The sequence below is a fragment of the Methylobacterium sp. 001424705 genome (genome assembly GCF_059816145.1).
Genome location: NZ_JCBANU010000003.1, coordinates 14,875 through 39,309, shown reverse-complemented (window position 1 = coordinate 39,309; position 24,435 = coordinate 14,875). Strand labels below are relative to the sequence as shown.

The window sequence follows — 24,435 nt, the reverse complement described above, 5'->3', positions numbered from 1 at the left end:
AGCGAGCGACGCATCGTCCTTCTCCGACCGGGGCGGCCCATGCCCATTCGTCAGGCCGGGACGCTGACCGTGGAGAGCCAAGCCGCGTACCGGACGGGCCCGTGCGCGCTCGGGGTCCCCGGCCTCCTCATGCCGAAGCCGTGGCCGCCGGGCGCGAGCGTATGGGGCGGCGTCGCTGCTGAAGACCGTGCGCAACGCCGGCTACATCCTAGCCGCAACGGCGAGGCCGGCGCCGTGATGGCCCGCGTCGGCCTGCTCGGGCGCATCATGCTGCTCCTGCTGGGCGCGCTCTCGCTGCTGGTTCTTGCCACCGTCGCGGTGGACACCTGGCAGCGTCGCCAGGAGCGCTCGCCCCACGGCACGCTCTTTCCCCGCGTCGACTAGGCCGCCAGGATCGCGACCCTGAACCGCGCTGGGTTTTCCGGAGGCTCCCAATTTCGAGAGGATGGAGCCATGACGAAGCGAACAGCACCGTATTCCCCTGAGGTCCGTGCCCGCGCGGTGCGGATGGTCCTGGACCATCAAGGCCGAGCATGCTTCGCACTGAGCGGCGATCACCTCGATCGCGGCTCAGATCGGCTGCGCGGGCGAGACGCTCCGGAATTGGATCCGGCAGTCCGAACGGGACACGGGACAACGGAGCGGCCCGAGCACGGACGAGCGCGAGCGGATTTAAGGTGCTGGAGCGGGAGAACCGCGAGTGGCGTCAGGCCAACGAGATCCTCCGGAAGGCCAGCGCGTCTTTTGCGATGGCGGAGCTCGACCGCCCTTTCCAACGATGAAGGCGGTCAAGGAACCGTCGCCCAGATGGTTCGATTAGTTCAACGCTCCATCGCGTCGTCACTCCGATGACCTGACCGGCTGGCTTTGGACCGGGCTGATTGAGAGGATCAGCCAGGATCAAAGGAGTTGGATATGCGGTGAGGCCAGAAGACGAACGCGGAGCAGGTCGTGCTCAAGCTGCGTCAGATTGAGGTGCAGACGACCCAGGGCAAGAGTTTGGCCCTTGCATGCAGGGAGGCGGAGATCTCCGAGCAGAGTTACTACCGCTGGCGCAAGGAGTACGGCGGCCTTTAGGTCGATCAAGCCAGGAAGATGAAGGATCTGGAGCGCGAGAGCGCTCGGCTGCGCCGGCTCGTCGCCGACCTTTCCCTAGAGAAGCAGGTGCTGGCGGACGTTGCCTCGGGAAACTTGTAGCCCCCGAGCGGCGCCGGCAGGCAGTCGACGGCATCCGTGAGAAGTACGGCCCCTCGGAACGTCACGCCTGCCGGATCGTCGGCCAGCACCGGGGCACGCAGCGCTACGTGCCCACCGTACTGACCGATGAGGATGAGCTGACCCAGGCCATCATCGCCTTGGCGTTTGAGTACGGACGCTACGGCTACCGCCGCGTCACCGCGCTGCTTCAGGCAGCTGGCTGGCAGGTAGGCAAAGACCGGGTTCAGCGCATCTGGCGTCGCGAGGGGCTGAAGGTCCCCAGCCGACATAGACCCCGCAGCCGCCTGTGGCTGAACGACGGCTCCTGCGTGCGGCTACGACCACTTCACCGCAATCACGTCTGGAGCTTCGACTTCGTGCAAGCCCAGACGCACGATGGCCGCAGCCTGCGCATCCTGACTCTGATCGACGAGCACAGCCGGGCTTGCCTGGCGCTGAAGGTGGCGCGGCGCATCAACAGCCTCGGTGTGATCGAGGCGCTGGCCGACGCGATGTGCCTGCACGGCATCCCGGAGAACATCCGCTGCGACAATGGTCCTGAGATGATCGCAAAGGCGTTACGGAAGTGGGTCGCCAAAACCGGCTCGCAGATCCAGTACATCGCGCCAGGATCCCCGTGGGGGAATGGTTATTGTGAGAGCTTCAACGGCAAGCTTCGTGATGAGTGTCTACGCCAGGAGATCTTCTACTCGCTGAAGGAAGCGCAGATCGTGATCGGTCTCTGGCAAACCACCTACAACCGCGTCCGACCGCATTCTTCGCTGGGCTATCGGCCGCCCGCGCCCGTCAGCTACCCGGATCTGGCTTTCCGGCTACCCATGGCCGCGACCATGCAGTAGCCTCTCAATTGGCTCGGTCCAAAATACCGGTCAGGTCAGTTGGGCGTTGGCGAGGCTGCGGCGACGACGTTGGCGCTCGTCGTCCATGAGTTGGTGACCAACTCGTTGAAGCACGGAGGACTCTCTCATTCCATCCAATGACGCGGAGCCACGATTTGACGGGGATCCCACGGCGCGTCCGAAGTAGACTTCGGCGGGCGTGAGATTGCCGAGGCTCTCGTGAAACCGGCAGTGCGTGTCATGCTCGACGAAGCCTTCGATCCGCGCTTCGAGTTCGCCGGGAAAGTCGGCGTGTTCGAGCAGGATGCGGGTCTTGAGCGTCTGGGGCCAGCCGTAATGCAATGAGGCGGCGATCCTCACACGGCGGCACAACTCGGCGACGCTGTCCCCGCCGCGCAAGCCTTCCAGCACCACGCGGATCTTCTCCTCGGAGGAGAACTGACGACGGGTGGCCCGGTGGATATCCTTGATCACCGCTTCTGCCGGCGTCTTGGCTGGTCCGGATGGCTGCTTCATCGTCGCTCCTCAGGGGCTACGATGAACCAGCCCTCCACCGTTCGTGAAGACCCTCAATCGGTTCCACGGAGGCTGACGTCGAACCGAAGGAATGGAACCTCGGAAGACATGCGCCGCGACCGACTCGGGACCAAGTCGGTACAGAGAAATTCGTCGCGCCGCCGGGAGACAAGAAAAAGCCCGCTAAGTCATTGACCTAGCAGGCTTAAATCTTGGTAGCGAGGGAGGGATTTGAACCCCCGACACAAGGATTATGATTCCTCTGCTCTAACCAGCTGAGCTACCCCGCCGAACCGCGGCCGCCGAAGATCGTGGCCGCGATGAGATCGGCGGTATAGGGAACCCCGCCGTGACGTGTCAACGGGGTCGGACCGGGGAAAATGGCCGGCCCCGCGTGAAGGTCAGAGCCGGGTGCCGAGGATCTCGGCGACCTGGGGGATGTCCTTGTCGCCACGTCCGCACAGGTTGACGACGAGGAGGTGATCCTGGGGCTTCTGCGGGGCCAGCTCCCCGACCTTCGCGAGGGCGTGGGCCGGCTCCAGGGCCGGGATGATGCCTTCCAGCATCGAGCACTGCTTGAAGGCGTCGAGCGCCTCCTGATCCGTCGCCGAGAGGTAGGTGACGCGGCCGGCCTCGTGCAGCCAGGCGTGCTCGGGGCCGATGCCCGGATAGTCGAGGCCGGCCGAGATCGAATGCGCATCCGCGATCTGGCCGTCGGCGTCCTGGAGCAGGTAGGTGCGGTTGCCGTGCAGCACGCCGGGTTTGCCGCCCGACAGCGAGGCCGCGTGCAGGCCGCTGGAAATGCCGTGACCCGCCGCCTCGACGCCGTACATCGCGACCTCGGGATCGTCGAGGAAGGGATGGAACAGGCCCATGGCGTTGGACCCGCCGCCGATGCAGGCGACGAGGGAATCCGGCAGCCGGCCCTCCATCTCCAGCATCTGCTGCTTGGTCTCGCGGCCGATGATCGACTGGAAGTCGCGCACCATCGCCGGGTAGGGGTGCGGGCCCGCCACCGTGCCGATGCAGTAGAAGGTGTCGGCGACGTTGGTGACCCAATCGCGCAGGGCCTCGTTCATCGCGTCCTTGAGGGTCTTGGTGCCGGACTGCACCGGCACCACCTCGGCGCCCAGCATCTTCATGCGGAACACGTTGGGCGCCTGCCGCGCCACGTCGACGGCGCCCATGTAGACCACGCATTTCAGGCCGAAGCGGGCGCAGAGGGTGGCGGTGGCGACGCCGTGCTGGCCGGCGCCGGTCTCGGCGATGATGCGCGGCTTGCCCATGCGGCGGGCCAGCATGATCTGGCCGAGCACGTTGTTCACCTTGTGCGAGCCGGTGTGGTTCAGCTCGTCGCGCTTGAAGAAGATCTTCGCGCCCTGCCCCGGGGCGGCCTGCGCGCGCAGGTGCTCCGTCAGGCGCTCGGCGTAGTAGAGCGGGCTCGGCCGGCCGACATAGTGGGTCAGGTGGCTGTTCATCTCCGCCTGGAAGGCCGGATCGGCCTTCGCGGCCGTGTAGGCGGCCTCTAGGTCGAGGATCAGCGGCATCAGCGTCTCGGCCACGAAGCGTCCGCCGAAGATGCCGAAGCGGCCGCGCTCGTCCGGGCCGTTGCGGAACGAGTTCGGAGGGGGAGCGATGGTCACGGGCATGGTCCTTGTCAGCTCTGCGTTTGTCGATAGGCCTAGACCCGCGCGGGGGGCGGCGACAATGCGGCCAACGCGTCGAATCGCGAAATCCGGGCCTTTGGGCGCGGAAAGCGAGGGGTTCCCGGCCGGGAGCCCCCTGCCCCCTCAGCCCCGGGCCGCCGCGATGAAGGCGGCGATCCGGTCCGGCGACTTCTCGCCCGGCCGGGTCTCGACGCCCGAGGACACGTCGACGGCGCGCGCGCCGGTGCGGGCGAGCGCCGCCGCCACGGTGCCGGGGGTGAGGCCGCCCGAGAGCATGTAATCCGCCGGCAGGACCGCGCCGTCGAGGAGATCCCAGTCGAAGGCATGGCCGTTGCCGCCGGGCAGCAGGGCCTCCGGGGGCGCCTTCGCGTCGAGGAGGATGCGGTCGGCCACCCCCGTATACAGGGGGACCGCGTCGAGATCCGCCGAGGTGGCGACGCCGATGGCCTTCATCACCCGGCGACCGGTCACGGCGCGGATGGCCGCGACGCGCTCCGGCGTCTCGTGCCCGTGGAGCTGGATCCACTCGGGGTCGAGGGCCGCGACGGCGGCCGCCAACGCAGCGTCGTCCGGGTCGACGAGGAGCACCACCCGCTCGGTCCGGCCCTTCGCGCGCGCCGAGAGGGCACGGCCGGTCTCCAGGTCCACGTGCCGGGGGCTCTTGGGGAAATGCACGAACCCGACGAGATCGGCGCCGGCCTCCAGGGCGGCGTCGAGGGTCGCCGCCGTGCTCAGCCCACAGATCTTGATCGCGATGGTCGCCATGGGTGCCGCGGCTCGGGGCGTGCCGCCGGCCTCAGTGCGGCGCCGACAGGGCGACGCGGTCGGGGGCGTTGCGGTAGATGCCGTTCGGACCCTCGTTGGTCGGCGCCGGCGCGTAGGTCTTCAGGCGGGCGGTCTCGCTCTCCAGGCGGCGGATCTCGCGGCGGCGCGCGGCGCTGGTGCGGCGGGTGCCCGCCTGCCCGAGCCAGGCGCCGCAGCCGCCCAGAAGGACGCCGATCGCCACCGCGATGAACAGCAGCAGGTAGAGCGGCAGCGCCGCGCTGAACACCGGCATGTCGGGCGAGACGGGATCGAAGGACACCCGCACCACGTCGCGGTTGGCCACCGCGAAGGCGACCACCAGGATCGCCACGGGAAGCAGCACCAAGCCCTTGAGGAAGCGGATCATCGAGAGGAACTCCGAGCGTTGGGGACGGGGCGGATCAGGACGCGGCGGCCGCGCCGTCCCCGATACCGGCCTCGTTGAGGCGCAGGCGCATCTCCTTGCCCGTCTTGAACACGGGGATGGCCTTTTCCGAGACGGCAACGGCCGCACCCGTCCGCGGGTTGCGCCCGCGCCGCGCATCGCGGCGCTTCACCGAGAAGGCCCCGAAGCCGCGCAGCTCGACCCGGTCGCCGCGGGCCAGGGCATCCGCGATGGTGTCCAGGATCGCGTTCACCAGGGTCTCGACGTCCCGCTGGTAGAGATGCGGGTTCTGCTCGGCGATCTTGAGCACGAGCTCCGACTTGATCATGCGAGGGCCTTCACGAAGTCATGCACGAATGGGGTGGCGCGAACCCTCAGCGGGCGGCGTCCGCGGGCCCGGGCCGCCAGAGGACCAGGAGTCCGCCCTGGGCCAATCCCGCCGTCTCGTCGCCGACCTGGCGCAGACGCGCCGCGACGCCGTCGAGCCCGACGAGGTCGGCCCCGAGGCCGAGGGCGGACCACAGGCGAAAATCGCTCTTGGCCGTCGGCTTCCAGTCCAGCACCGGCAGGTCCTTGGCCACGCCGCGCTCGGATTCGAGCCAGGCGATGGCCTGCCGTTCGCCGCCGAGACCGTCGACGAGCTTCAGGGGCACGCTCTGGCGGCCGCTGAACACCCGGCCGTCGGAGACGGTGGCGAGTTCCTTCTCGGTCATCTTGCGCCGGTCGGCCACGAGCCCCTTGAACCACGCATAGGTGTCGCCGACGACCGCCGCGAGGGCGGCGCGGGCCTCGGGCGAGGTGGGCGTGAAACCCGACGGTTCGGCCTTGAGGGGGGCCGACTTCACGGATTCGACCTTGACCCCGACCTTGTCGAGGAGGCCCGACAGGTCCGGATACTGGAACAGGACGCCGATGGAGCCGACCAGCGCGGTCTCGCGGGCGACGATGTGGTCGGCGGCGATGGCCGCGATGTAGGCACCGGAGGCGGCGGTGCCGTCGACGAAGGCCACCATGGGCTTCTTCTCGGCGAGCGCCCGCAGGTTGCGGTAGAGTTCCTCGGAGCCCGTGGTGGTGCCGCCCGGCGAGGAGATCGACACCACGACGCCCTGAACGGCGCTCGCGTCGCGGACGCGCGCGATCAGCTTGGTGGTGGATTCGCTGCCGGCGATGAAGCCGCCCACCGAGATCCGGGCGATCTGCGGACGGACGCTGCCGAGGCCCAGGGCCTCGCCGCCGCTGCGAACCCGCAGGCCGACCGCGCCGACCGCGACCACGAGACCGCCGATCCCGAGGACGCGCCAGAGGGAGAGCTTGCGGCGCAGGCGCCGGCGATCGATCAGAAGTTCGGCATCCGCGGCCATGCGCTGGTTACGCTCCCTCACGTGCCGGCTCGGCCGGCTGATGTTTCCGGACGCCGAATTTCGGACGCCCGGTTCCGGGCGCCCGGGTCCGAACGCTCGGCCGGTACGCGCCGGCCTCCGCCTGCGCGCCGAACCTTGTCCCACACTCCCCGCCGATTTGCATCAAGCCTTTGGCAGCTATCGGCCTTTGGCAGCGATCGGCTTCGACACATCCCGGCCCTGGATGCCTCACGCGTCCTCCGGCGTGAGGCCGCGCCCGATCCGTCACGGGCTCGTGTTCTAGCCTTGCCGGACACGGACCGACAAGGGGCTGGCGGCGGCTCCGCGCGGCTCCGGGGGAACGGGGTCCGCGCACGAAAAAACGCCCGCGCGGGAGGCGATCCCGCGCGGGCGTCGATGGAGTCTGCGAGGATCCCCGGTCCCAAGGGACCGGGGGAGACGCGGGACGGATCAGTCCTGCGACTCGTCCTTGTCGTCGCTGGTGCGGGCCTTCTTGAAGGCGGCGCCCAGGATCTCGCCGAGCGAGGCACCCGAATCGGTCGAACCGAACTGGGCCATCGCCTCCTTCTCTTCGGCCATCTCGAGGGCCTTGATCGAGAGCTGGACCCGGCGCGCCTTGCGGTCGAACTGGATCACGCGGGCGTCGAACTTCTCGCCGGCGGCGAAGCGCTCGGGGCGCTGGTCGCCACGGTCGCGGGCGAGCTCGGCCCGGCGGATGAAGGTCGTCAGGTCGGTGTCGACGATCTTCACGTCGACGCCCGAATCCTTCACGTCCACCACTTCGCAGGTCACGATCTGACCCTTCTTGAGGTCGCCGGCTTCCGTGAAGGGGTCGCCGCCGAGCTGCTTCACGCCGAGCGAGATGCGCTCCTTCTCGACGTCGACGTCGAGAACCTGGGCGCGCAGCATGTCGCCCTTCTTGAACTCCTCGATGACCTGCTCGCCGGGACGGTTCCAGTCGAGATCCGACAGGTGGACCATGCCGTCGACATCGCCGTCGAGGCCGATGAACAGGCCGAACTCGGTCTTGTTCTTGACCTCGCCCTCGACCTCGGAGCCCACCGGATGCTGCTCGGCGAAGGCCTCCCAGGGGTTCTGGAGGGTCTGCTTGAGGCCGAGCGAGATGCGGCGCTTGACCGGATCGACCTCGAGGATCTGCACTTCCACTTCCTGCGAGGTGGAGACGATCTTGCCCGGGTGGACGTTCTTCTTCGTCCAGGACATCTCGGAGACGTGGATCAGGCCTTCGATGCCCGGCTCCAGCTCCACGAAGGCGCCGTAGTCGGTGATGTTGGTCACGCGGCCCTTGAGCTTGGCGTCGACCGGGTAGCGCTGGGCGATGCCCTCCCACGGATCGGCCAGCAGCTGCTTGATGCCGAGCGAGATGCGGTGGGTCTCGTGGTTGATCTTGATGATCTTGACCTTGACCGTCTGGCCGATGGTCACGACCTCGGACGGGTGGTTCACGCGGCGCCACGCCATGTCGGTGACGTGGAGCAGGCCGTCGATGCCGCCGAGATCGACGAAGGCGCCGTACTCGGTGATGTTCTTGACGACGCCGTCGATGACCTGGCCTTCCTCGAGGTTGGCCACCAGCTCGGAGCGCTGCTCGGCGCGGCTCTCCTCGAGGACGGTGCGGCGCGACACGACGATGTTGCCGCGGCGGCGATCCATCTTGAGGATCTGGAACGGCTGCGGGGTGCCCAGCAGCGGGGTGACGTCGCGCACGGGGCGGATGTCGACCTGGGAGCGCGGCAGGAACGCCACGGCGCCGTCGAGGTCGACGGTGTAGCCGCCCTTGACCTGGTTGAAGATCGCGCCGGTGACGCGCTCGTTGGCCTCGAAGGCCTTCTCGAGCTTGACCCAGCTCTCCTCGCGGCGCGCCTTGTCGCGCGAGATGACGGCCTCGCCGAGGGCATTCTCGATGCGGTCGACATAGACCTCGACCTCGTCGCCGACGGCGAGTTCGCCTTCGCGGCCGGGGCCGTTAAATTCCTTGAGGGCGACACGGCCTTCCGTCTTGGCGCCGATGTCGATGACGGCCACGTCCTTCTCGATCGCGACGACGCGACCCTTGACGACGGACCCTTCGGTGATCTCGTGTTCGAGGAAGGACTCCTCGAGAAGAGCGGCGAAATCGTCGCGGCTCGGGCTACGCTGCAGGGCGTTACCAGCGGTCATTCTGTCTCCTGACAGGCCTCATCGGGAGGCCGGCATCGGCGGCTCGTGTGACGGGACGCCCTCGACGTCGCCACCCGGGGTCACGGACCCGACGGGCTCAACCTCCCGGAGGAGGGCCGACGCATTCTCAAACGATGGTCGAGAGCGATCCTCCAAACGGAGCGTGGCCCGGCGGGACGGCCGAGCCTCGTGGAATCCATTCGGAGAACGCCGGTTGCATAGCGGATTGCCGACCATCCGGCAACTGGCTGCCGGCCCTCCGCCCCGGAGCCCGGAAACGAAAAATCCCCGCGGCGGGGCCACGGGGATCGGTCGGCGCGGCGCGTGCGGGGCGCCTCAGTCCTCGTCGTCGTCCTCGGTGCTGCGCATGCCCTTGAGCTTCGCGAACACCGAATCGGCGTTGAGCTTCTCGTCGCGGGCGCTGCGGTGATGCGCGTCGGCCTCGGTGTAGTCCGTGGCCGTCGACACCTCGGTCGGCAGCAGCGTCGCGCCGCCATCCACCGGCATGTTGGCCGGACGGTCCTTGGCCGAGCGCTGAACCTCGAAATCGAGGTCGATCTGGGTGCAGAGGCCGAGGGTCACCGGGTCCATCGGCTGAAGGGAGCCGGAATTCCAGTGGGTGCGCTCGCGGATCTGCTGGATCGTCGACTTCGTCGTGCCGACGAGGCGGATGATCTGCGCGTCCTTGAGTTCGGGGTGGTTGCGCAGCAGCCAGAGGATGGCGTTCGGCCGGTCCTGGCGGCGGGAGAGGGGCGTGTAGCGCGGCCCCTTGGTGGTGCGCTTGACCTCGGGCAGCTTCACCTTCGAGACCGCGACCTTGAGCTTGTAGTTGGGGCTCTTCTGCGCCTTCTCGATCTCGTCGCGGGTGAGCTGGCCGGTGGTGATCGGATCGAGGCCCTTGATGCCCGCGGCGACCTCGCCGTCGGCGATCCCCTTTACCTCGAGGGGGTGCAGCTTGCAGAAATCGGCGATCTGCTCGAAGGCCAGCGAGGTGTTCTCCACCAGCCATACGGCGGTGGCCTTCGGCATCAGCGGGCCTTGCGACATCGGGCTACTCCAACTGGTTCGTGCGGGACGGGTCCGGGGCGCCGCCGACAGGGCGTCGCTCGCTCCGGCCTCGACTGGCCGGCAGCATCCCGTCTCAACGCTGCAATAGGGAAGCGCCGTCTATACAGGTTCCGATGGGGTCAGCGCAATTGCGATCCGCTGGTCCCGGACATCCGGGACGCGCGCGTCAGGTGAAGAGGCTCGACACGCTGGATTCCGTCGCCGTCCGTCCGATGGCCTCGCCCAGGAGCGGCGCGATGGTGGCGACCCGGATGTTGCGGGCGAGCTTGACCGCCTGGGTCGGCTGGATCGAGTCGGTGATGACGAGCTCCTTCATCCGCGAGGCGGCGATGCGGGAGACCGCGCCGCCCGAGAGCACCCCGTGCGTGATGTAGGCGGAGACGTCCTTGGCGCCGGCGTTCAGGAGGGCCTCGGCGGCGTTCACCAGGGTGCCGCCGGAATCCACGATGTCGTCGACGAGGATGCAGGAGCGTCCCTCGACCTCGCCGATGATGTTCATCACCTCGGACTCGCCCGGACGCTCGCGGCGCTTGTCGACGATGGCCAGGGTCGCGTCGATGCGCTTGGCGATGGCACGGGCGCGGACGACGCCGCCGACATCCGGCGACACCACCATCCAGTCCCGGGGGTCGAGGCGCTCCTTGATGTCGCGCACCATCACGGGGGCGGCGAACAGGTTGTCGGTCGGGATGTCGAAGAAGCCCTGGATCTGCCCGGCATGGAGATCGAGGGTCATCACGCGGTCGGCCCCGGCCTCGGTGATGAGGTTGGCCACGAGCTTGGCGGAGATCGGGGTGCGGCCCGAGGTGCGCCGGTCCTGGCGGGCATAGCCGAAATACGGGATCACGGCGGTGATCCGCCGCGCCGAGGAGCGGCGCGCGGCGTCGATCATGATGAGCAGTTCCATCAGGTGATCGTTGGCCGGGAACGAGGTCGACTGGACGATGAACACGTCCTCGCCGCGCACGTTCTCCTGGAGTTCGACGAAGATCTCCATGTCGGCGAAGCGCCGCACCATGCACTTGGCCAAGGGCAATTCGAGGTAGGCCGCGATGGCCTCGGCCAGGGGGCGGCTCGCGTTGCCGGCGATGATCTTGATCGAGGACTTCATGCCGGGGTCTTCATCTCGCGATCCTGGAGGGCCGAGCCCGTGCCGAGGTTGAGGCCGTCGTTGCGGCGCTGCATAACAGCCGCAACCCCGGCGTCACAATGCCTTCACGTCCGTTCCGAAGTCAGGTTTCGCACATCAGGGCTCGAGCAGCCGGTGCAGATGCACGATGAAGTAGCGCGTCTGGGCGCTGTCAACCGTCGACTGTGCCTTGGCCTTCCAGGCGGTCTGGGCCGAGGCGTAGTCCGGAAAGATGCCGACGATGTCGAGATCCTTGACGTCGCGGAAATTCACGCCGTCGAGACTCTCCAATTCGCCCCCGAAGACGAGATGCAGTCTCTGTGCGCTGTCGATCGTCGTCGTCATTCCCGCATCTCCTTCCGCCCGGATCCGGCGCCATCCCGGAAGGCACGAGGCGTGCCGCCGGTGCGGTCGCAAACGCCGCCGGGTTCGTCAACCCGATCCGCGTGCCGCGCAACACGCAGGCCCCCTCCCCGCCGGCCACGGTGCACAGGCGTTGCCGCCCGGCAACCGGTCCTCAGAGGTCGAACAGGCTTCCCTGCCGGGCCGGGGGCGCCGGGACGTCCGCCGGCGGCGCCGTCCCGGCAGCCGTCGTCGGGGCGGTCTTGGTTGCCTCCTTGGTCGCGGGGGTCTTGGTTGGGGCGGTCTTGGTCGGGGCGCCCTTCTTCCGCGCGGCCTTCGGGGGAGCCGCCGCGGCGGGGGCCGCGGCGTCGCGGGGCGCGACCTCGACGAAACCGTCTGTGAATTCCAGGGTCATGTGCGGCACGGCCTGCGCCGCCGCGCGGATCGCCCGCCCGTCGGCGTCGCGCACCAGGGCGTAGCCGCGGGCCAGGACGGCCCGGTAGCCGAGCGAGCCGAGGAGGCCGGAGAGGCCTGCCAGGCGGTCGGCGCGGCGCTCCGTCGAGCGGATCCCGGCCCGGACCAGCCGCGCCTGCAGGGCGTCGAGGCGATCGCGGCTGCGGACCTGCTCCGCCCGTGCGCGGCTCACCGTTCCCGCCCGGGCGATGACGAGGCGGCGACCGAGATAGGACAGCCCCTCCCCCTTGCGCGCCATGTCGTGGCGCAGGGCCGCGCCGGGACGGTCGCCGATGCGGGCGACGCGTCCCCGCGCCTGGGCGAGGGCCAGGGTGGGCGGATGCCGGGCGAAGCGCTCGACGAGGTGCGAGACGCGCAGCCGGAACACCCGGGCGTTGCCGGCCAGCGCCGGGCCGAGCCGCGCTTCGGCGAGGTCGAGGCGCTGGTGCTTGGCCGCCAGGAAGGCGTCGACGTCCGGCATCGCCCGCACCAGGGCGCGCAGGTCGCTGCGCTCCCGGTCGAGGCGACGCTGGACCGCCTCACGCTGGCGCCGTCCGAGATCGACCACTGCGGCGACGAGGTCGGCCCGCACCGGAACCGCCATCTCGGCGGCCCCCGTCGGGGTCGGAGCCCGGCGGTCGGAGACGAAGTCGATCAGGGTGGTGTCGGTCTCATGGCCCACCGCGGAGATCAGCGGGATCGTCGAGTCCGCGGCCGCCCGCACCACGCATTCCTCGTTGAAGGCCCAGAGATCTTCGATCGAGCCGCCACCCCGCGCCACGATGAGGACGTCGGGCCGGGGAATCGCGCCGCCGGGCGCCAGCGCATTGAAGCCCCGGATCGCCCCCGCGATCTCCTCGGCCGCCCCCTCCCCCTGAACCCGCACGGGCCAGACCAGGACCGGCCGGGCGAAGCGGTCCGCGAGCCGGTGCAGGATGTCGCGGATGACGGCGCCGGTGGGCGAGGTCACCACGCCGACCACGCGCGGCAGGTACGGGATCGGCCGCTTGCGCTCGGGCGCGAACAGGCCCTCGGCGGCGAGCACGCGCTTGCGCTCGTCCAACAGCGCCATCCAAGCCCCGACGCCGGCGGGTTCCAGGGTCTCGATGACGATCTGGTACGAGGATTTGCCCGGGAAGGTCGTGATCCGCCCGGTGGCGACCACTTCGAGCCCTTCCTGAGGCCGCTGGCGCAGGCGGTTGAAGGTGCCCTTCCAGACCACCGCGTCGATCCGGGCGCTGCCGTCCTTGAGCGAGAAGTAGGCGTGGCCGGAGCTGTGCTGGCCGCGAAAGCCCGAGATCTCCCCGCGCAGGCGGACGTGACCGAAGGCATCCTCCAGCGTCCGTTTCAGCGCGGAGGCAAGGTCTCCGACGGACCATTCCGGCACGTTGGAGACGGGTCCGGATTCGGAGGCGGCTTTGGCGGGCGGAGGAGGAACGGCCATGGCGGCGGACGCTAGGGCCGGCGTCGCCTCAGGTAAAGGGATTGGCCGCGCCACTCCAAGTCACACCCGGCGCATCACATCAGGATGGAGAGGATGACCAGCACGGATGCCACGGGTACGGCGCAGATCGCCAGGGCCATGCGCCAGATCGGCAGATTGTCGAGGTTGCCGTTGTCGTTGCAGGCGCGCACGGGAACGCGTCCGTGCGTGACGTAATGCGCGAGGCTGACACTCCGGGAAGGAGTCGGCGCCACCAAAAACGGAACGGATTTGCGACAGCCTGGCATAATCCTCACAACGTCGTCCGAAGCGGTTCGTTCCATGCGGAAAGTCCGAGAACACACGGAGGCCGAACCCGGTTCGCGGACCGCTTCCCGTGCACAGCGCGAGTGTCGACGGCGAATCGGACTTTTCAACGAACGGCTTTTGGGGAACATCACCCCTCATGAACATCCTCCTCATCGGTTCGGGCGGGCGCGAGCACGCCCTCGCCTTCGCCCTCGCCAAGAGCCCCCTCTGCACCCGCCTGTTCACCGCACCGGGCAATCCCGGCACGGCCGCCTTCGGCGAGAACCGCCCGGAGCTCGACGTGTCCGACCATGCCGCCGTGCGGGCCTTCTGTTCGGGCGAACGCATCCGCCTCGTGGTGGTCGGGCCCGAGGCCCCCCTGGTGGCGGGCCTCGTCGACGACCTGCAGGCTGCGGGCGTCCGGGTGTTCGGCCCGACGAAGGCCGCCGCCCAGCTCGAGGGCTCCAAGGGCTTCACCAAGGACCTGTGCGCCGCAGTCGGCATCCCCACCGCCGCCTTCGCGCGCTTCCAAACTCTCGAGCCGGCCCTGGCCTACCTCGCCGCGCAGGGCGCCCCCATCGTGGTGAAGGCCGACGGTCTGGCTGCCGGCAAGGGTGTGGTCGTGGCCGAGACCCGCGAGCAGGCGGAGAGCGCCGTTCGGGCCTTGTTCGAGGAGCCCGGCGCCGAGATCGTCATCGAGGAGTGCCTGTTCGGCGAGGAGGCGAGCTTCTTCGCCCTGTGCGACGGCACCCGCGCGGTCCCGGTGGGCACGGCCCAGGACCACAAGCGTGTCTTCGACGGCGACCGCGGTCCCAATACGGGCGGCATGGGCGCCTACTCGCCCGCAACCATCCTGACCCCGGCCCTGGAGCGGGAGGTGATGGAGACCATCATCGCTCCGACGCTCGACGGCATGCGTGCGCGGGGCATCCCCTTCACCGGCATCCTCTATGCCGGGCTGATGCTCACCGCCGACGGGCCGAAGCTGATCGAGTACAACACCCGCTTCGGCGACCCGGAGGCCCAGGTGCTAATGCCGCGCCTCGCCTCCGATCTCGTACCGGCGTTGCTGGCGGCCTGCGAGGGCGACGTATCCGGGATCAGCCTTGAATTCGACGAGCGGCGTGCCGCGCTCACGGTGGTCATGGCGGCGGCCGGTTATCCCGGAGCGGTTCTGCGCGGCTCGGAGATCCGCGGGATCGAGGCCGCGGGCGTGAGCGACGAGGTCCTGGTGTTCCAGGCCGGCACCCGCGCCGAGGGCGGGCGCCTGCTCGCCGACGGGGGCCGGGTGCTCGCCGTCACGGCCCTGGGCGAGAGCATGATGGAGGCCCAGGCACGCGCCTACGCGGCGGTGGCCCGGATCGACTGGCCAGAGGGCTTCTGCCGGCGCGATATCGGCCGCCGCGCCGTCGCCCGCGAGGTCGCGGGCGGCGGGATCTGAGGTTCGGCGGTCAGCGCCGCTTGTTGCCGCGGGGGCCGGTGGGCACCACCGTGTTGCCCCGGTTCTCGGCCCGCAGGATGCGCCAGCGCGCCACCCGTTCCGGGTCGAGGCGTCCCTCGGCCACCGCGTCCTGCACGGCGCAGCCGGGCTCGTGGGCATGGGTGCAGTCGCGGAAGCGGCACGCGGGAGCCAGCTCGGTGATCTCGGCGAACAGGGTGTCGATCCCCTCGGCCGCATCTCCGAGCTGGAGCGAGCGGATCCCGGGCGTGTCGATCACCCAGCCGCCGCCCGCGATGGCATGGAGCGAGCGGCTCGTCGTGGTGTGTCGGCCCTTCGCATCATGCTCCCGAATGCCCCCCGTCGCCTGCGGCGCCGCGTGGCCCGGGCCCGCCAGGGTGTTCACGAGGGTCGACTTGCCGACCCCCGAAGAGCCGACCACCGCCACGGTGCGGCCGGGGCCGCACCAGGGGCCGAGCCGCGCCGCTGCTCCAGATTCGCGGGGGTTCACCAGCACCACGGCGAGATCGCGCTGCAGGGCCTCGGCTTCGCGGCGATAGCGCTCCGCATCCTCGCAGACATCCGCTTTGGTCAGGACGATGACCGGCTCGGCGCCACCCTGGTTGGCGAGGGCAAGGTAGCGCTCCAGCCGCGTCGGATTGAAGTCCAAATTGCAGGACGTGACGATGAAGAGCGCGTCGACATTGGCCGCCGCGAGCTGCGGCGCGGCGCTCCCTTCCCGCCGCCGCTCCAGGACGGTGCGGCGGTCCAGGCGTCGGCGCAGCATCTGCGTCCCGGCCTCGACCAGGACCCAGTCGCCGACCGCGTAGTCGCCGGTGTTGGTGTGGACCGGCAGCATGAGTTTGAGCGGCCCCGCCTCCGCGAGGGCGCCCATGCGGGCGCGGTGCACGGTGGCGACGCGCTGGGGCACGAGGGCCGCCTCGTCGGGCCGGCACTGGTCCGCGAAGAAGGCGGACCAGCCGAGTTCGGCCAGGGTATGGACGACCGTCACGACGCGCGACCCAGTCGCGCGCCGAAGGCTCGCGACCCGCTCAAGCGGCGAGCCGCGCCAGCGCCTCCGTGATCTTCTCCAGGCGGGCGGCCTCTGCATCGCGACGCTCGCGCTGCTCGTCCACCACCTCGTCGGGCGCGCGGGCGAGGAAGTCGGCATTGCCGAGCTTGCCCTCGATCTTGGCGATCTCGGCGCCGGCCTTCGCCGCCTCTTTCTTCAGGCGGGCGACCTCTGCGGCGAGGTCCACGATGCCCTCCAGCGGCAGGGCCGCCACCGAGCCGCGCACCAGGAGCTGCACCGAGTTCTTCGGCGCGGCCGCCTCGAAGCGGATCTCGGAGAGCCGCGCCAGCCGCACCAGGGTGTCGCCCCAGCGGATCGCCCGGGCCTGCAGATCCGCATCGGCGCCGACCACCACGAGGGGGATCTGCGCCGCTGCCGGCACGCTGGTCTCGGAGCGGGCCGAGCGAATTTCCGAGACGAGGTCGACGAGCCAGCCGATCTCGGCCTCCGAGGCCGAGTCGTTAAGGGCGGCCAGATCCGGCCAGGGCGCAAGGGCGAGCAGGCCCCGCTCCGGCAGGTCTGCGCCCTTGATCGCCCAGAGCTCTTCCGTGAGGAAGGGCATGAAGGGGTGCAGCAGCTTGGCGATCTGGTCGATCAGGAAGGCCACGGTGGCCTGCGTCTCGGCCTTGGCGGCCGCCGCGACGCCCTCCCCCTGGAGTACGGGCTTGGCCAGTTCCAGGTACCAGTCGCAGAAGATGTTCCAGACGAAGCGGTAGGCTGCCGCCGCCGCGTCGTTGAATCGGTAGGCCTCGAGGGCCGTCGTGACCTCGGCGACCGCTCGCGCGGCCTCGCCGAGGGCCCAGCGGTTCAGGGTCTCGCCAGCGTTTTCCGGCCGGTAGTCGGCCCGCAGGGCGCAGCCGTTCATCTCGGCGAAGCGCGAGGCGTTCCAGAGTTTCGTCGCGAAGTTGCGGTAGCCTTCGACCCGGTTCACCGCCAGCTTGATGTCGCGCCCCTGGGCGGCCATCGCCGCAAGGGTGAAGCGCAGGGCGTCGGCCCCGTACTGGTCGATGAGTCCGAGCGGATCGACGACGTTGCCCTTCGACTTCGACATCTTTGCGCCGGAGGCGTCGCGCACCAGCGTGTGCAGGTAGACGGTGGAGAACGGCACCCGGTCGGTGACGTGGAGCCCGAGCATCATCATCCGGGCGACCCAGAAGAAGATGATATCCTTGCCGGTCACCAGCGTGTCGGTCGGGTAGTAGCGCGCCAGTTCCGGGGTCTCGTCCGGCCAGCCCAGCGTCGAGAACGGCCACAGGGCGGAGGAGAACCAGGTGTCGAGGACGTCCTCGTCCCGACGCAGGGGCGCGGGCGCCCCGCGCTTCGCATCGGCCTGGGTTTGCGCCTCCGCCTCGCTCATGGCGACGTAGATGCCGCCCGCCTCGTCGTACCAGACCGGGATCTGGTGGCCCCACCAGAGCTGGCGCGAGATGCACCAGGGCTCGATGTTCTCGAGCCACTGGAAGAAGGTCCGCTCGTAATTTTCGGGCACGAAACGGGTTTTTCCATCGCGCACCGCCTGCAGGGCGCGCTCGGCCAGGGGCTTCACGTTCACGTACCACTGGTCCGTGAGGTAGGGCTCGATGACGACGTTCGAGCGGTCGCCGTGCGGGACCGCGTGGGTGTTCGGTTCGGTAAGACGCAGGCGCTCGCGCGCCTCCATCAAGGCAACGACCCGCTTGCGCGCCTCGAATCGGTCGAGGCCGTGCAGGGCTAGGGTCTCCGGCTCGGGATCCGAACCGCTCAGGAAAGCCGCATTGCCGTCGAGGCTTATGCGGGCTTCCGGATCCAGAATGTTAATCGGCGTGCAGCCGGCGCGACGGCCGACCTCGAAGTCGTTGAAGTCGTGGGCGGGCGTGATCTTGACGGCACCCGTGCCCTTCTCCGGGTCGGAATAGCTGTCCGCGACGATCGGGATCAGGCGCCCGACCAGGGGCAGGCGCACGCGCCTGCCGACCAGATGGGTGTAGCGCTCGTCCTCCGGATGGACCGCGACCGCGGTGTCGCCCAGCATGGTCTCGGGCCGGGTCGTGGCGACCGTGATGATCTCGCCGGTCTCGGTGCCGCCTGCGTCGACGACCGGGTAGTCGAAGTGCCAGAGATGGCCCTTCACCTCCACCTGCAGGACCTCGAGGTCCGAGATCGCGGTCTGGAACTTCGGATCCCAGTTCACCAGGCGCTTGTCGCGGTAGATCAGGCCCTGGGCGTGGAGGTCGACGAAGGTCCGGGTGACGGCACGGACCATCTGGTCGTCCGGCGCCCCCGAGACGCCCATGGTGAAGCGCTCCCGCGACCAGTCGCAGGAAGCGCCCAGGCGCTTCAATTGGTTGACGATCGCACCGCCCGATTCCGCCTTCCAGGTCCAAACCTTCTCGACGAAGGCCGCGCGGCCGATCTCCCGCCGGCCCGGCTCGTTCGCCTCGGCGAGGCGGCGCTCCACCACCATCTGGGTGGCGATGCCTGCGTGGTCGGTGCCCGGCTGCCAGAGCACGTCGCGGCCGCGCATGCGCTCGAAGCGGCAGAGGATGTCCTGCAGCGTGTTGTTGAGGGCGTGCCCCATATGAAGGCTGCCGGTCACGTTCGGCGGCGGGATCACCATGGTGAAGGGCTTCGCCCCGGCCCGTTCGGGGCGCCCGGCCTTGAAGGCCTCGCCCGATTCCCAGGCGGCGGCGATGCGCGCCTCGACGGCGGCGGGATCGAAGGTCTTGTCCATCATGGGCGGGGTCGGGTCACTGATCGGGGAAAGCGGAGGTTGGTCCGCTTTCAACCCGTCGGGCCCCCTGCGTCAACACGCGAGCCCGGCGATTCGGCCCTGCGACCGCGTTCGGGCCTCAGCGGCCCCGGGCCACCCGCTCGATCTCGGCGCGCACCAGACGCTCGACCATGCCGGGCAGGTTCTCGTCGAGCCAGCCCTTCAGCATGGGCCGGAGCATATCCTGCACGAGGTCCTCCAGGGTGCGGGCCTGGCTGCTCATCACCGTGTTCGAGAGCATGTGGAAGGCCTGGGCGACGCTCGCATCCGTGACGGCCGAGGTCAGGCGCTCGGTGGGTGTCGGCTCCGGCTCGCGCATCGCGGACTGGGGAGCCGGACGCGGCGGCTCGATGGGGGCAGCGGCACGGAGAGGCGGCAGCGGCTCCAGCTCCGGCTCGTCATCGTCGAAGGAGATCGCATCGAAGTCGATCTGCCCGTCCTCGATTGGCTCCTTGCGGAACGCGATCTCGGGCTCGTCGAGGGGGATGGGCTTGCGGACGGGCTGGGCGACCTCGGCGAGGTCCAGCACATCGTCGTTCTCGGGCTGCGGGGCGGATGCCCGCGGCGGGACCACCTCGGCCTTGGCGATCTGATCGTCGGCGATGATGCGCCGGATCGACGCCAGGATCTCCTCCATGGAGGGTTCCTGCGCCTTGTCCGACACCTTGGGGCTCGCTGCACTCATCCGGACGATGCTCGGGATCTGGGGGAAACGGTTGCGACGTGCGGCGAGTATTTCATGCTCCCGCCCCGACACAAGCGCCGGCCGCTGCACGGCACGGGATAAGCTCGCGCCGCCGTGAGACTCTGAGGTACGGCTGCGCCGGCCGGGGCAGCACAGCGCGAATTGCGGCGACCGCGTGGTCGCCGAACCTCAGCGTCCGTCGGGTGTGCGCACGCCGTACCAGAGGTCCTTGACCTGATCGAAGTGTTCCTTCGGGCTGTAGACCGCCACCGGCAGCGCCGTGAAGCGCACCGTCAGGCGGCCGATCGCCTGGACGACCCCGTAGGAGAAGATCACCCGGTTGCGCTGGGCGACGATCAGGTTCGTGCGGGCGTTCAGCAACTCCTGCTGCGCGTTCAGGACGTCGAGGGTGGTGCGCTGGCCCACGCGGGCCTCCTCGCGCACGCCGTTCAGAGCCACCTCGTTGGCCTGCACCTGCGCCTGCGAGGCGATGACCTGGGCCTTGGAGGCCTCGAGCTGGCCCCAGGCCGTCACGATGGCCGAGCGGACCTGATCGCGGGTGTCCTCGGCATCGAGCCGGCGCTGGCCGACCGTCTCCTTGGCCTGGCGGATCTGCGAGTAGGTCTGGCCGCCCTCGTAGAGGGGGATCGACAGGCGCCCGACGATCGAGGCGCTGACCGCGTTGTCGCCCGGGAACTGGCTGTCGTAGCGCTGCTGGACCGAGCCCTGCAGGCCGGCGGTCGGGTACAGCGCGCCTTCCAGGACCTTCACCTGGGCCTCGGCCACATCGACGAGGTGGAGGGACGACAGAATCTGCGGGTGCTCCTTGAGGCCGATATTGATCGCGGCATCGAGGCTGGCGGGAACGTAGCGGTCGAGGGGGCGGCCGGGGGCAAGCTGGCGCGGCTCCACGCCGATGTAGCGGCGGTAGGTGCCGATGCTGGCGCGCAGGGTCGCCTCGGCGCCGCTGACGTCGGAGCGCGCGCCGGCGAGACGGGCCTCGGCCTGGGCGACGTCGGTGCGGGTCACCTCACCGACGTTGAAGCGGTCGCGAGTCTGGCGAAGCTGCTCCTCGAGCACCTCGACGTTGTTCCGGCGCAGCTCTAGGTTCGCCGTGTCGCTGAGGACCGACATGTAGGACTGGGCGGCGTTGAACAGCGTGTTCATTTCGGTGGCACGTAGCGCCTCCCGGACGCGGAGCACGTCCGATTCCGCCTGACGGGTCTGGTTGTCGGTGCGAAAGCCGTTGAACAGGGTCTGATTGACGGTGAGGCCCGCACCCCCTGGCCTCGTGACCTGGTTGAGACGAACCCTCGAGACTTGGCCGTCCGTCTGTGCCAGGCCGATATCGGCATCGAGGCTGACGGTGGGCCGATAACCGGATTTGGCTTGCGCGACGTTCTCGTCGGTGGCGCGCACGCCGGCGCGGCCGGAATTCAAAGTCGGATTGGCGGCGTACGCCCGCGAGAGTGCGCTCTCCAGCGTCTCGGCACCGGCCGGGCTCGCCAGGGCGACCGCCAATACGGCGAGGCCGGCCGGCCGAAGCCTCGTGCGCATCGCAGGTTTCGAATCTCTCACGCTCATCAGCCCTTGCGGTTTCTCGATGAACCGGACGGCCTCACAGAAGGCCGCCGCGCCTGGGCGCGATACCGGGTTGCCCGCCTCGATGCGGAGACTACCCGACCTTGACCGGCAGAGCACCGGCCGCTTGCTGTGCATTGCGTGAATCCGTCAGGGGTGCCGCAAAAAAGCGACACTCCTTTCGGGTTACCTCCGAGGCATGCGGTGCGCGAAACCGGTCTCCGTTCCACGGTATCGATGGCGACGAAGCGGTCCTTTTGGCAGCTCTGCGGAGGTCAGAACGCGAAATCGACCGCGTCCGCGAAGGCGCCGAGGGCCGGGAGCGCGGCATCGAAGAGGGGGCGCGCGCCGAAGGCGTCGCCGGCCCGCACGAACAGGGTCGCTTTCGCGGCCCGGTCCCGGCCCATCACGCAGACGAGGCGACCGCCGTCCTTCAACTGGTCCAGAAGGGGCTGCGGACGCGTCTCCACGCGGCCGTTCACCAGGATCGCATCGTACGGTGCACTCTGCGGGACGCCGGCCTCGAGCGGTCCTTCGACGACCGTGACGCGGTCGAGGCCGGTCAGGCGTTCGCGGGCGCCCGTCGCGAGATCGGCATCGGACTCGAGGGCCACGACGTCGGCACCGAGCCGCGCGAGGATCGCGGCGCCGTAGCCGTAGCCCGTGGCGGCATCGAGGGCGGTGTCGCCCGGCTGGATCGCCAGGGCCTGGATCATGCGGGCGAGCAGCATCGGTGCCGGCATCGCGCGGCCCGTCCGGCCGAGCCGCAGGGTCTGGTCGATATAGGCGAAGTCCTCGCGGCCCGGCGGCACGAAACGCTCGCGGGCAACCTCTCCGAAGGCGTCGAGGACCGGGACGTCGTTCACGTCGAAGGTCCGCAACTGACAATCGACCATGAGGCGTCGTGCCTGCGCGTAATCGAGCATGGATGCCGTCTTCCCTCGACCCTGAGCCGGCGCCGGGCGCCGCTCTGTCCTTCCGGGCGGCCGGGCGGCCACGCCGAAGCTTGCGGGTTGTCGTGGATCAATGGCGAAAACGCAAGGTTCCCGGAGGCGCCCCGCTGACACGCAGGAGCGGATCTTCCGGGCCTCGGCCGCGGCGATCGTTTCTGTCCACCCGGGCCGCCGAACACTTGGCGCCGGTACCGGCGGGATCTCGTTCGTCGAATGGGACGCCGGTCGCGCCGGCAATAGAAAAGTTGGAGGCCTCGGAGGGAATCGAACCCCCGTACAAGGATTTGCAGTCCTCTGCGTAACCACTCCGCCACGAGGCCTCTGTCGCACCGCCCCGAGGGGCTCGTCCGGCGACCCCCGTCCGGGCGGCCGGCTCGGGGAGAGCGGTCTCTAGCAGAGCCCCCCGCGTGAGGGCAACGGCCTTTGAACGATCTCTGCAAATTAGGCTGCACGGACGGATGCGTCCCCCCTTCGCACGCCTCGGTGGGACCATCTTCGGTCCTGCGCCTCGATCCCCCGCCTCCGGTTCCACGCGGCTCCAGTCCGGGTCGCGAGGATTTCCGGCAACGCCCCGGGCGCCGGTCAAAAAATGTGACGGAATCGTCAAATCACCGGTCCAGACACTCTTGCGTCCCGGCGAAGCGCTGTGTAGACCCCCGATCGCGGTCCCCGATAGCTCAGTTGGTAGAGCAAGCGACTGTTAATCGCTTTGTCGCAGGTTCGAGTCCTGCTCGGGGAGCCAATCTTTCTTCAAGACTTGGCTGTACTCTTGATGAGTCAGCTAGAGCGGTTGAGCCGATCCTGGAATCTGGCCCCGCATCCTCGCAGCCGCTGGTTCGACGCCTTCGTCGAGTACGCTGCACGGCGATGTTCTCGGTAAAGCCTGCTCTCTTCCGGCGTCGCGCCTCTCGCACTTGTCCGCGAACGACGAACCCCGCCGGCCTCGGAGGCCGACGGGGTTCGTCTCGGGGGGGCGTCGATCAGGTCAGTGGGCCGGGGATCGCGCTCTCGGCCTCCGCCAGCAGGCGCGTCTCGCGCTTGCGCACGAACAGCCAGAGGGCGAGGCCGCCGAAGATCACCACGGCCAGCAGGGCGAGGCCCACGGGCCCGGCGACATGCTCGATCGAGCGGCCGCAGTAATACGAGCCGAGGCCCATGATCGTTGCCCAGGCGATGCCGCCGAGGCCGTTGAAGATCAGGAAGCGGCGGGCATCGAGCTTGTTCACGCCCGCGAGGACGGCTGCATAGGCGCGCAGCATCGCGGTGAAGCGGCCGAAGAAGACGATCTTCCCGCCATGCTCGCGAAAGAGATACTGCCCGAGCTTGAGGCGGCCGTGATCCAGGGCGATCAGATGGCCATAGCGCAGCAGGAGCGGCATGCCCCAGCGGCGGCCGACCCAGTAGCCGAGATTGTCGCCCAGGATCGCGGCCGCCGCGGCCGCCAGGATGATCAGGCCGATGTTCAACTGGCCGGTGCTGCCGGCATAGACCGCCGACGAAATCAGGATCGTCTCGCCCGGCAGCGGTACGCCCGCGCTCTCCAGGGCGATGACGACGAAGATCGCGATATAACCGTAGCTGGCGATCAGGTCGGCGATGGGCAGGTTCGTGAGGAAGGACATGGGCATTCCCGTTCGGCAATCCCGCGACACAGAGCGGGCGAACATGGCGGGAACGGGGCTCAGCTGTGGCTGAGCCGTGCCTGAAGATTGGGTCACCGCTATCCTGCGGTGCCCGCAACGCCCTGCCCCCGGACCATTGCCGGAGGCGGAGCGCTACTCTGTTGGGGGATCAGCTGAAGGAGCCGAAACCCGCGAAACAGTCGCTTTCGAAGCTCGGGGCGGTCGGCGTATCGGGCGCAGGCACCGGAGCGTCGTCGCCCGGATGCTCTGGACTTGGCAATGGGGACGGATAGATCTCGTGAGAGACGGTTGCGAGCGGCGAGGCAGAGCGATCGTGCTGCACGTCTAGGGTCATCCAGGCTCCTCAAGTGGCGTGCCAGTCCAACGGCACAGCTTGGGGTACCGGAAGCGGACCGGCCCGTTAACCCTCCCGGGGGTTCGGCGAGAACAGGTCTGGCATGCGGCGACCGGGAGCCATGTCGCCTCACGGTCATCGCTCCGTCGTTGGGATGTCGCCTGGGCGCGGAGGTCTCGGAGCCTCCGTCTCCAGCTCGTCAGGCGATCTTGCGTGGACGATGGTCCGGGTCGACGCCGCCCTCGGGGTCGGCGTCACGGGGGACGTCGGTCTTCCGGCGCGTGT

At 69.1% G+C, this 24,435-nt stretch carries 19 protein-coding genes, 3 tRNA genes and 2 pseudogenes; 5 read left to right on the top strand and 19 right to left on the bottom strand.

Annotation, left to right across the window (positions count from 1 at the left end; translation table 11 throughout):
- Window positions 1-234: 234 nt before the first annotated feature.
- The 3 genes and pseudogenes from AC6EUL_RS03725 (at window position 235) to AC6EUL_RS03715 (ending at window position 2,057) form a co-directional block, all read left to right on the top strand.
- Window positions 235-384, top strand: coding sequence for a hypothetical protein (locus AC6EUL_RS03725; protein WP_244479918.1), 150 nt, complete (start codon window positions 235-237; stop codon window positions 382-384).
- Between the two features lie 69 nt (window positions 385-453).
- Window positions 454-787, top strand: a pseudogene (locus tag AC6EUL_RS03720) (transposase); the annotation flags it as partial.
- A gap of 164 nt (window positions 788-951) precedes the next feature.
- Window positions 952-2,057 (top strand): annotated as a pseudogene (locus AC6EUL_RS03715) (IS3 family transposase).
- A gap of 30 nt (window positions 2,058-2,087) precedes the next feature.
- On the opposite strand, the gene AC6EUL_RS03710 reads toward AC6EUL_RS03715, so the two are convergent.
- From AC6EUL_RS03710 to xseA, 12 genes are all read right to left on the bottom strand, one after another.
- A complete protein-coding gene (locus AC6EUL_RS03710; protein WP_499868939.1) occupies window positions 2,088-2,573 on the bottom strand; it encodes a transposase in 486 nt (161 codons plus the stop codon).
- Window positions 2,574-2,786: 213 nt separating this feature from the next.
- A tRNA-Met gene (locus AC6EUL_RS03705) sits at window positions 2,787-2,863 on the bottom strand.
- A gap of 111 nt (window positions 2,864-2,974) precedes the next feature.
- Complete coding sequence (gene trpB, locus AC6EUL_RS03700; RefSeq protein WP_056213099.1) at window positions 2,975-4,216, bottom strand: tryptophan synthase subunit beta; 1,242 nt, start codon at window positions 4,214-4,216, stop codon at window positions 2,975-2,977.
- A gap of 147 nt (window positions 4,217-4,363) precedes the next feature.
- Window positions 4,364-5,005 (bottom strand): phosphoribosylanthranilate isomerase, encoded by a 642-nt coding sequence (locus tag AC6EUL_RS03695; RefSeq protein WP_056380957.1) that lies wholly within the window; start codon window positions 5,003-5,005, stop codon window positions 4,364-4,366.
- A gap of 31 nt (window positions 5,006-5,036) precedes the next feature.
- Complete coding sequence (locus AC6EUL_RS03690) at window positions 5,037-5,411, bottom strand: lipopolysaccharide assembly protein LapA domain-containing protein (RefSeq protein ID WP_499868936.1); 375 nt, start codon at window positions 5,409-5,411, stop codon at window positions 5,037-5,039.
- A 34-nt stretch (window positions 5,412-5,445) separates the two neighbouring features.
- Window positions 5,446-5,757 carry an integration host factor subunit beta gene (ihfB, locus tag AC6EUL_RS03685; RefSeq protein WP_056212948.1) on the bottom strand — a complete coding sequence of 104 codons (312 nt, stop codon included), beginning with the start codon at window positions 5,755-5,757 and terminating at the stop codon, window positions 5,446-5,448.
- Window positions 5,758-5,803: 46 nt separating this feature from the next.
- Window positions 5,804-6,790 (bottom strand): signal peptide peptidase SppA, encoded by a 987-nt coding sequence (sppA, locus tag AC6EUL_RS03680; RefSeq protein WP_056212946.1) that lies wholly within the window; start codon window positions 6,788-6,790, stop codon window positions 5,804-5,806.
- A gap of 450 nt (window positions 6,791-7,240) precedes the next feature.
- The gene (rpsA, locus tag AC6EUL_RS03675) at window positions 7,241-8,971 is read right to left on the bottom strand and encodes a 30S ribosomal protein S1 (RefSeq protein ID WP_056212944.1); all 1,731 of its coding nucleotides are present in this window, start codon (window positions 8,969-8,971) and stop codon (window positions 7,241-7,243) included.
- A gap of 336 nt (window positions 8,972-9,307) precedes the next feature.
- Window positions 9,308-10,018, bottom strand: coding sequence for a DUF1013 domain-containing protein (locus tag AC6EUL_RS03670; protein WP_056212942.1), 711 nt, complete (start codon window positions 10,016-10,018; stop codon window positions 9,308-9,310).
- A 187-nt stretch (window positions 10,019-10,205) separates the two neighbouring features.
- Complete coding sequence (locus AC6EUL_RS03665) at window positions 10,206-11,150, bottom strand: ribose-phosphate pyrophosphokinase (RefSeq protein ID WP_055959118.1); 945 nt, start codon at window positions 11,148-11,150, stop codon at window positions 10,206-10,208.
- A 135-nt stretch (window positions 11,151-11,285) separates the two neighbouring features.
- Complete coding sequence (locus AC6EUL_RS03660; protein ID WP_056212940.1) at window positions 11,286-11,513, bottom strand: DUF4170 domain-containing protein; 228 nt, start codon at window positions 11,511-11,513, stop codon at window positions 11,286-11,288.
- Between the two features lie 172 nt (window positions 11,514-11,685).
- Window positions 11,686-13,407 carry an exodeoxyribonuclease VII large subunit gene (gene xseA, locus AC6EUL_RS03655; RefSeq protein ID WP_499868932.1) on the bottom strand — a complete coding sequence of 574 codons (1,722 nt, stop codon included), beginning with the start codon at window positions 13,405-13,407 and terminating at the stop codon, window positions 11,686-11,688.
- A gap of 445 nt (window positions 13,408-13,852) precedes the next feature.
- Between xseA and purD the strand changes: the two genes are divergently transcribed.
- Entirely contained in the window at window positions 13,853-15,136 is a 1,284-nt protein-coding gene (gene purD / locus AC6EUL_RS03650; RefSeq protein WP_499868930.1) for a phosphoribosylamine--glycine ligase, read from the top strand.
- 10 nt (window positions 15,137-15,146) lie between these two features.
- On the opposite strand, the gene rsgA is transcribed toward purD, so the two are convergent.
- The 6 genes from rsgA to AC6EUL_RS03620 form a co-directional block, all read right to left on the bottom strand.
- Window positions 15,147-16,145, bottom strand: coding sequence for a ribosome small subunit-dependent GTPase A (gene rsgA / locus AC6EUL_RS03645; RefSeq protein ID WP_499868928.1), 999 nt, complete (start codon window positions 16,143-16,145; stop codon window positions 15,147-15,149).
- 40 nt (window positions 16,146-16,185) lie between these two features.
- Window positions 16,186-18,918, bottom strand: a complete 2,733-nt coding sequence (locus AC6EUL_RS03640) for a valine--tRNA ligase (RefSeq protein ID WP_499868926.1) — start codon at window positions 18,916-18,918, stop codon at window positions 16,186-16,188.
- Between the two features lie 115 nt (window positions 18,919-19,033).
- Window positions 19,034-19,639, bottom strand: a complete 606-nt coding sequence (locus AC6EUL_RS03635) for a PopZ family protein (RefSeq protein ID WP_082501193.1) — start codon at window positions 19,637-19,639, stop codon at window positions 19,034-19,036.
- A 189-nt stretch (window positions 19,640-19,828) separates the two neighbouring features.
- On the bottom strand, window positions 19,829-21,196 hold the full coding sequence (locus AC6EUL_RS03630) for a TolC family outer membrane protein (RefSeq protein ID WP_244472546.1): 1,368 nt from the start codon (window positions 21,194-21,196) through the stop codon (window positions 19,829-19,831).
- A 299-nt stretch (window positions 21,197-21,495) separates the two neighbouring features.
- Window positions 21,496-22,146 carry a protein-L-isoaspartate O-methyltransferase family protein gene (locus AC6EUL_RS03625; protein WP_056493678.1) on the bottom strand — a complete coding sequence of 217 codons (651 nt, stop codon included), beginning with the start codon at window positions 22,144-22,146 and terminating at the stop codon, window positions 21,496-21,498.
- A 273-nt stretch (window positions 22,147-22,419) separates the two neighbouring features.
- Window positions 22,420-22,493: transfer RNA gene (locus AC6EUL_RS03620), tRNA-Cys, on the bottom strand.
- 346 nt (window positions 22,494-22,839) lie between these two features.
- Between AC6EUL_RS03620 and AC6EUL_RS03615 the strand changes: the two genes are divergently transcribed.
- Window positions 22,840-22,915: transfer RNA gene (locus AC6EUL_RS03615), tRNA-Asn, on the top strand.
- Between the two features lie 238 nt (window positions 22,916-23,153).
- On the opposite strand, the gene AC6EUL_RS03610 is transcribed toward AC6EUL_RS03615, so the two are convergent.
- Entirely contained in the window at window positions 23,154-23,795 is a 642-nt protein-coding gene (locus AC6EUL_RS03610; RefSeq protein ID WP_499868923.1) for a DedA family protein, read from the bottom strand.
- Window positions 23,796-24,435 lie beyond the last annotated feature (640 nt).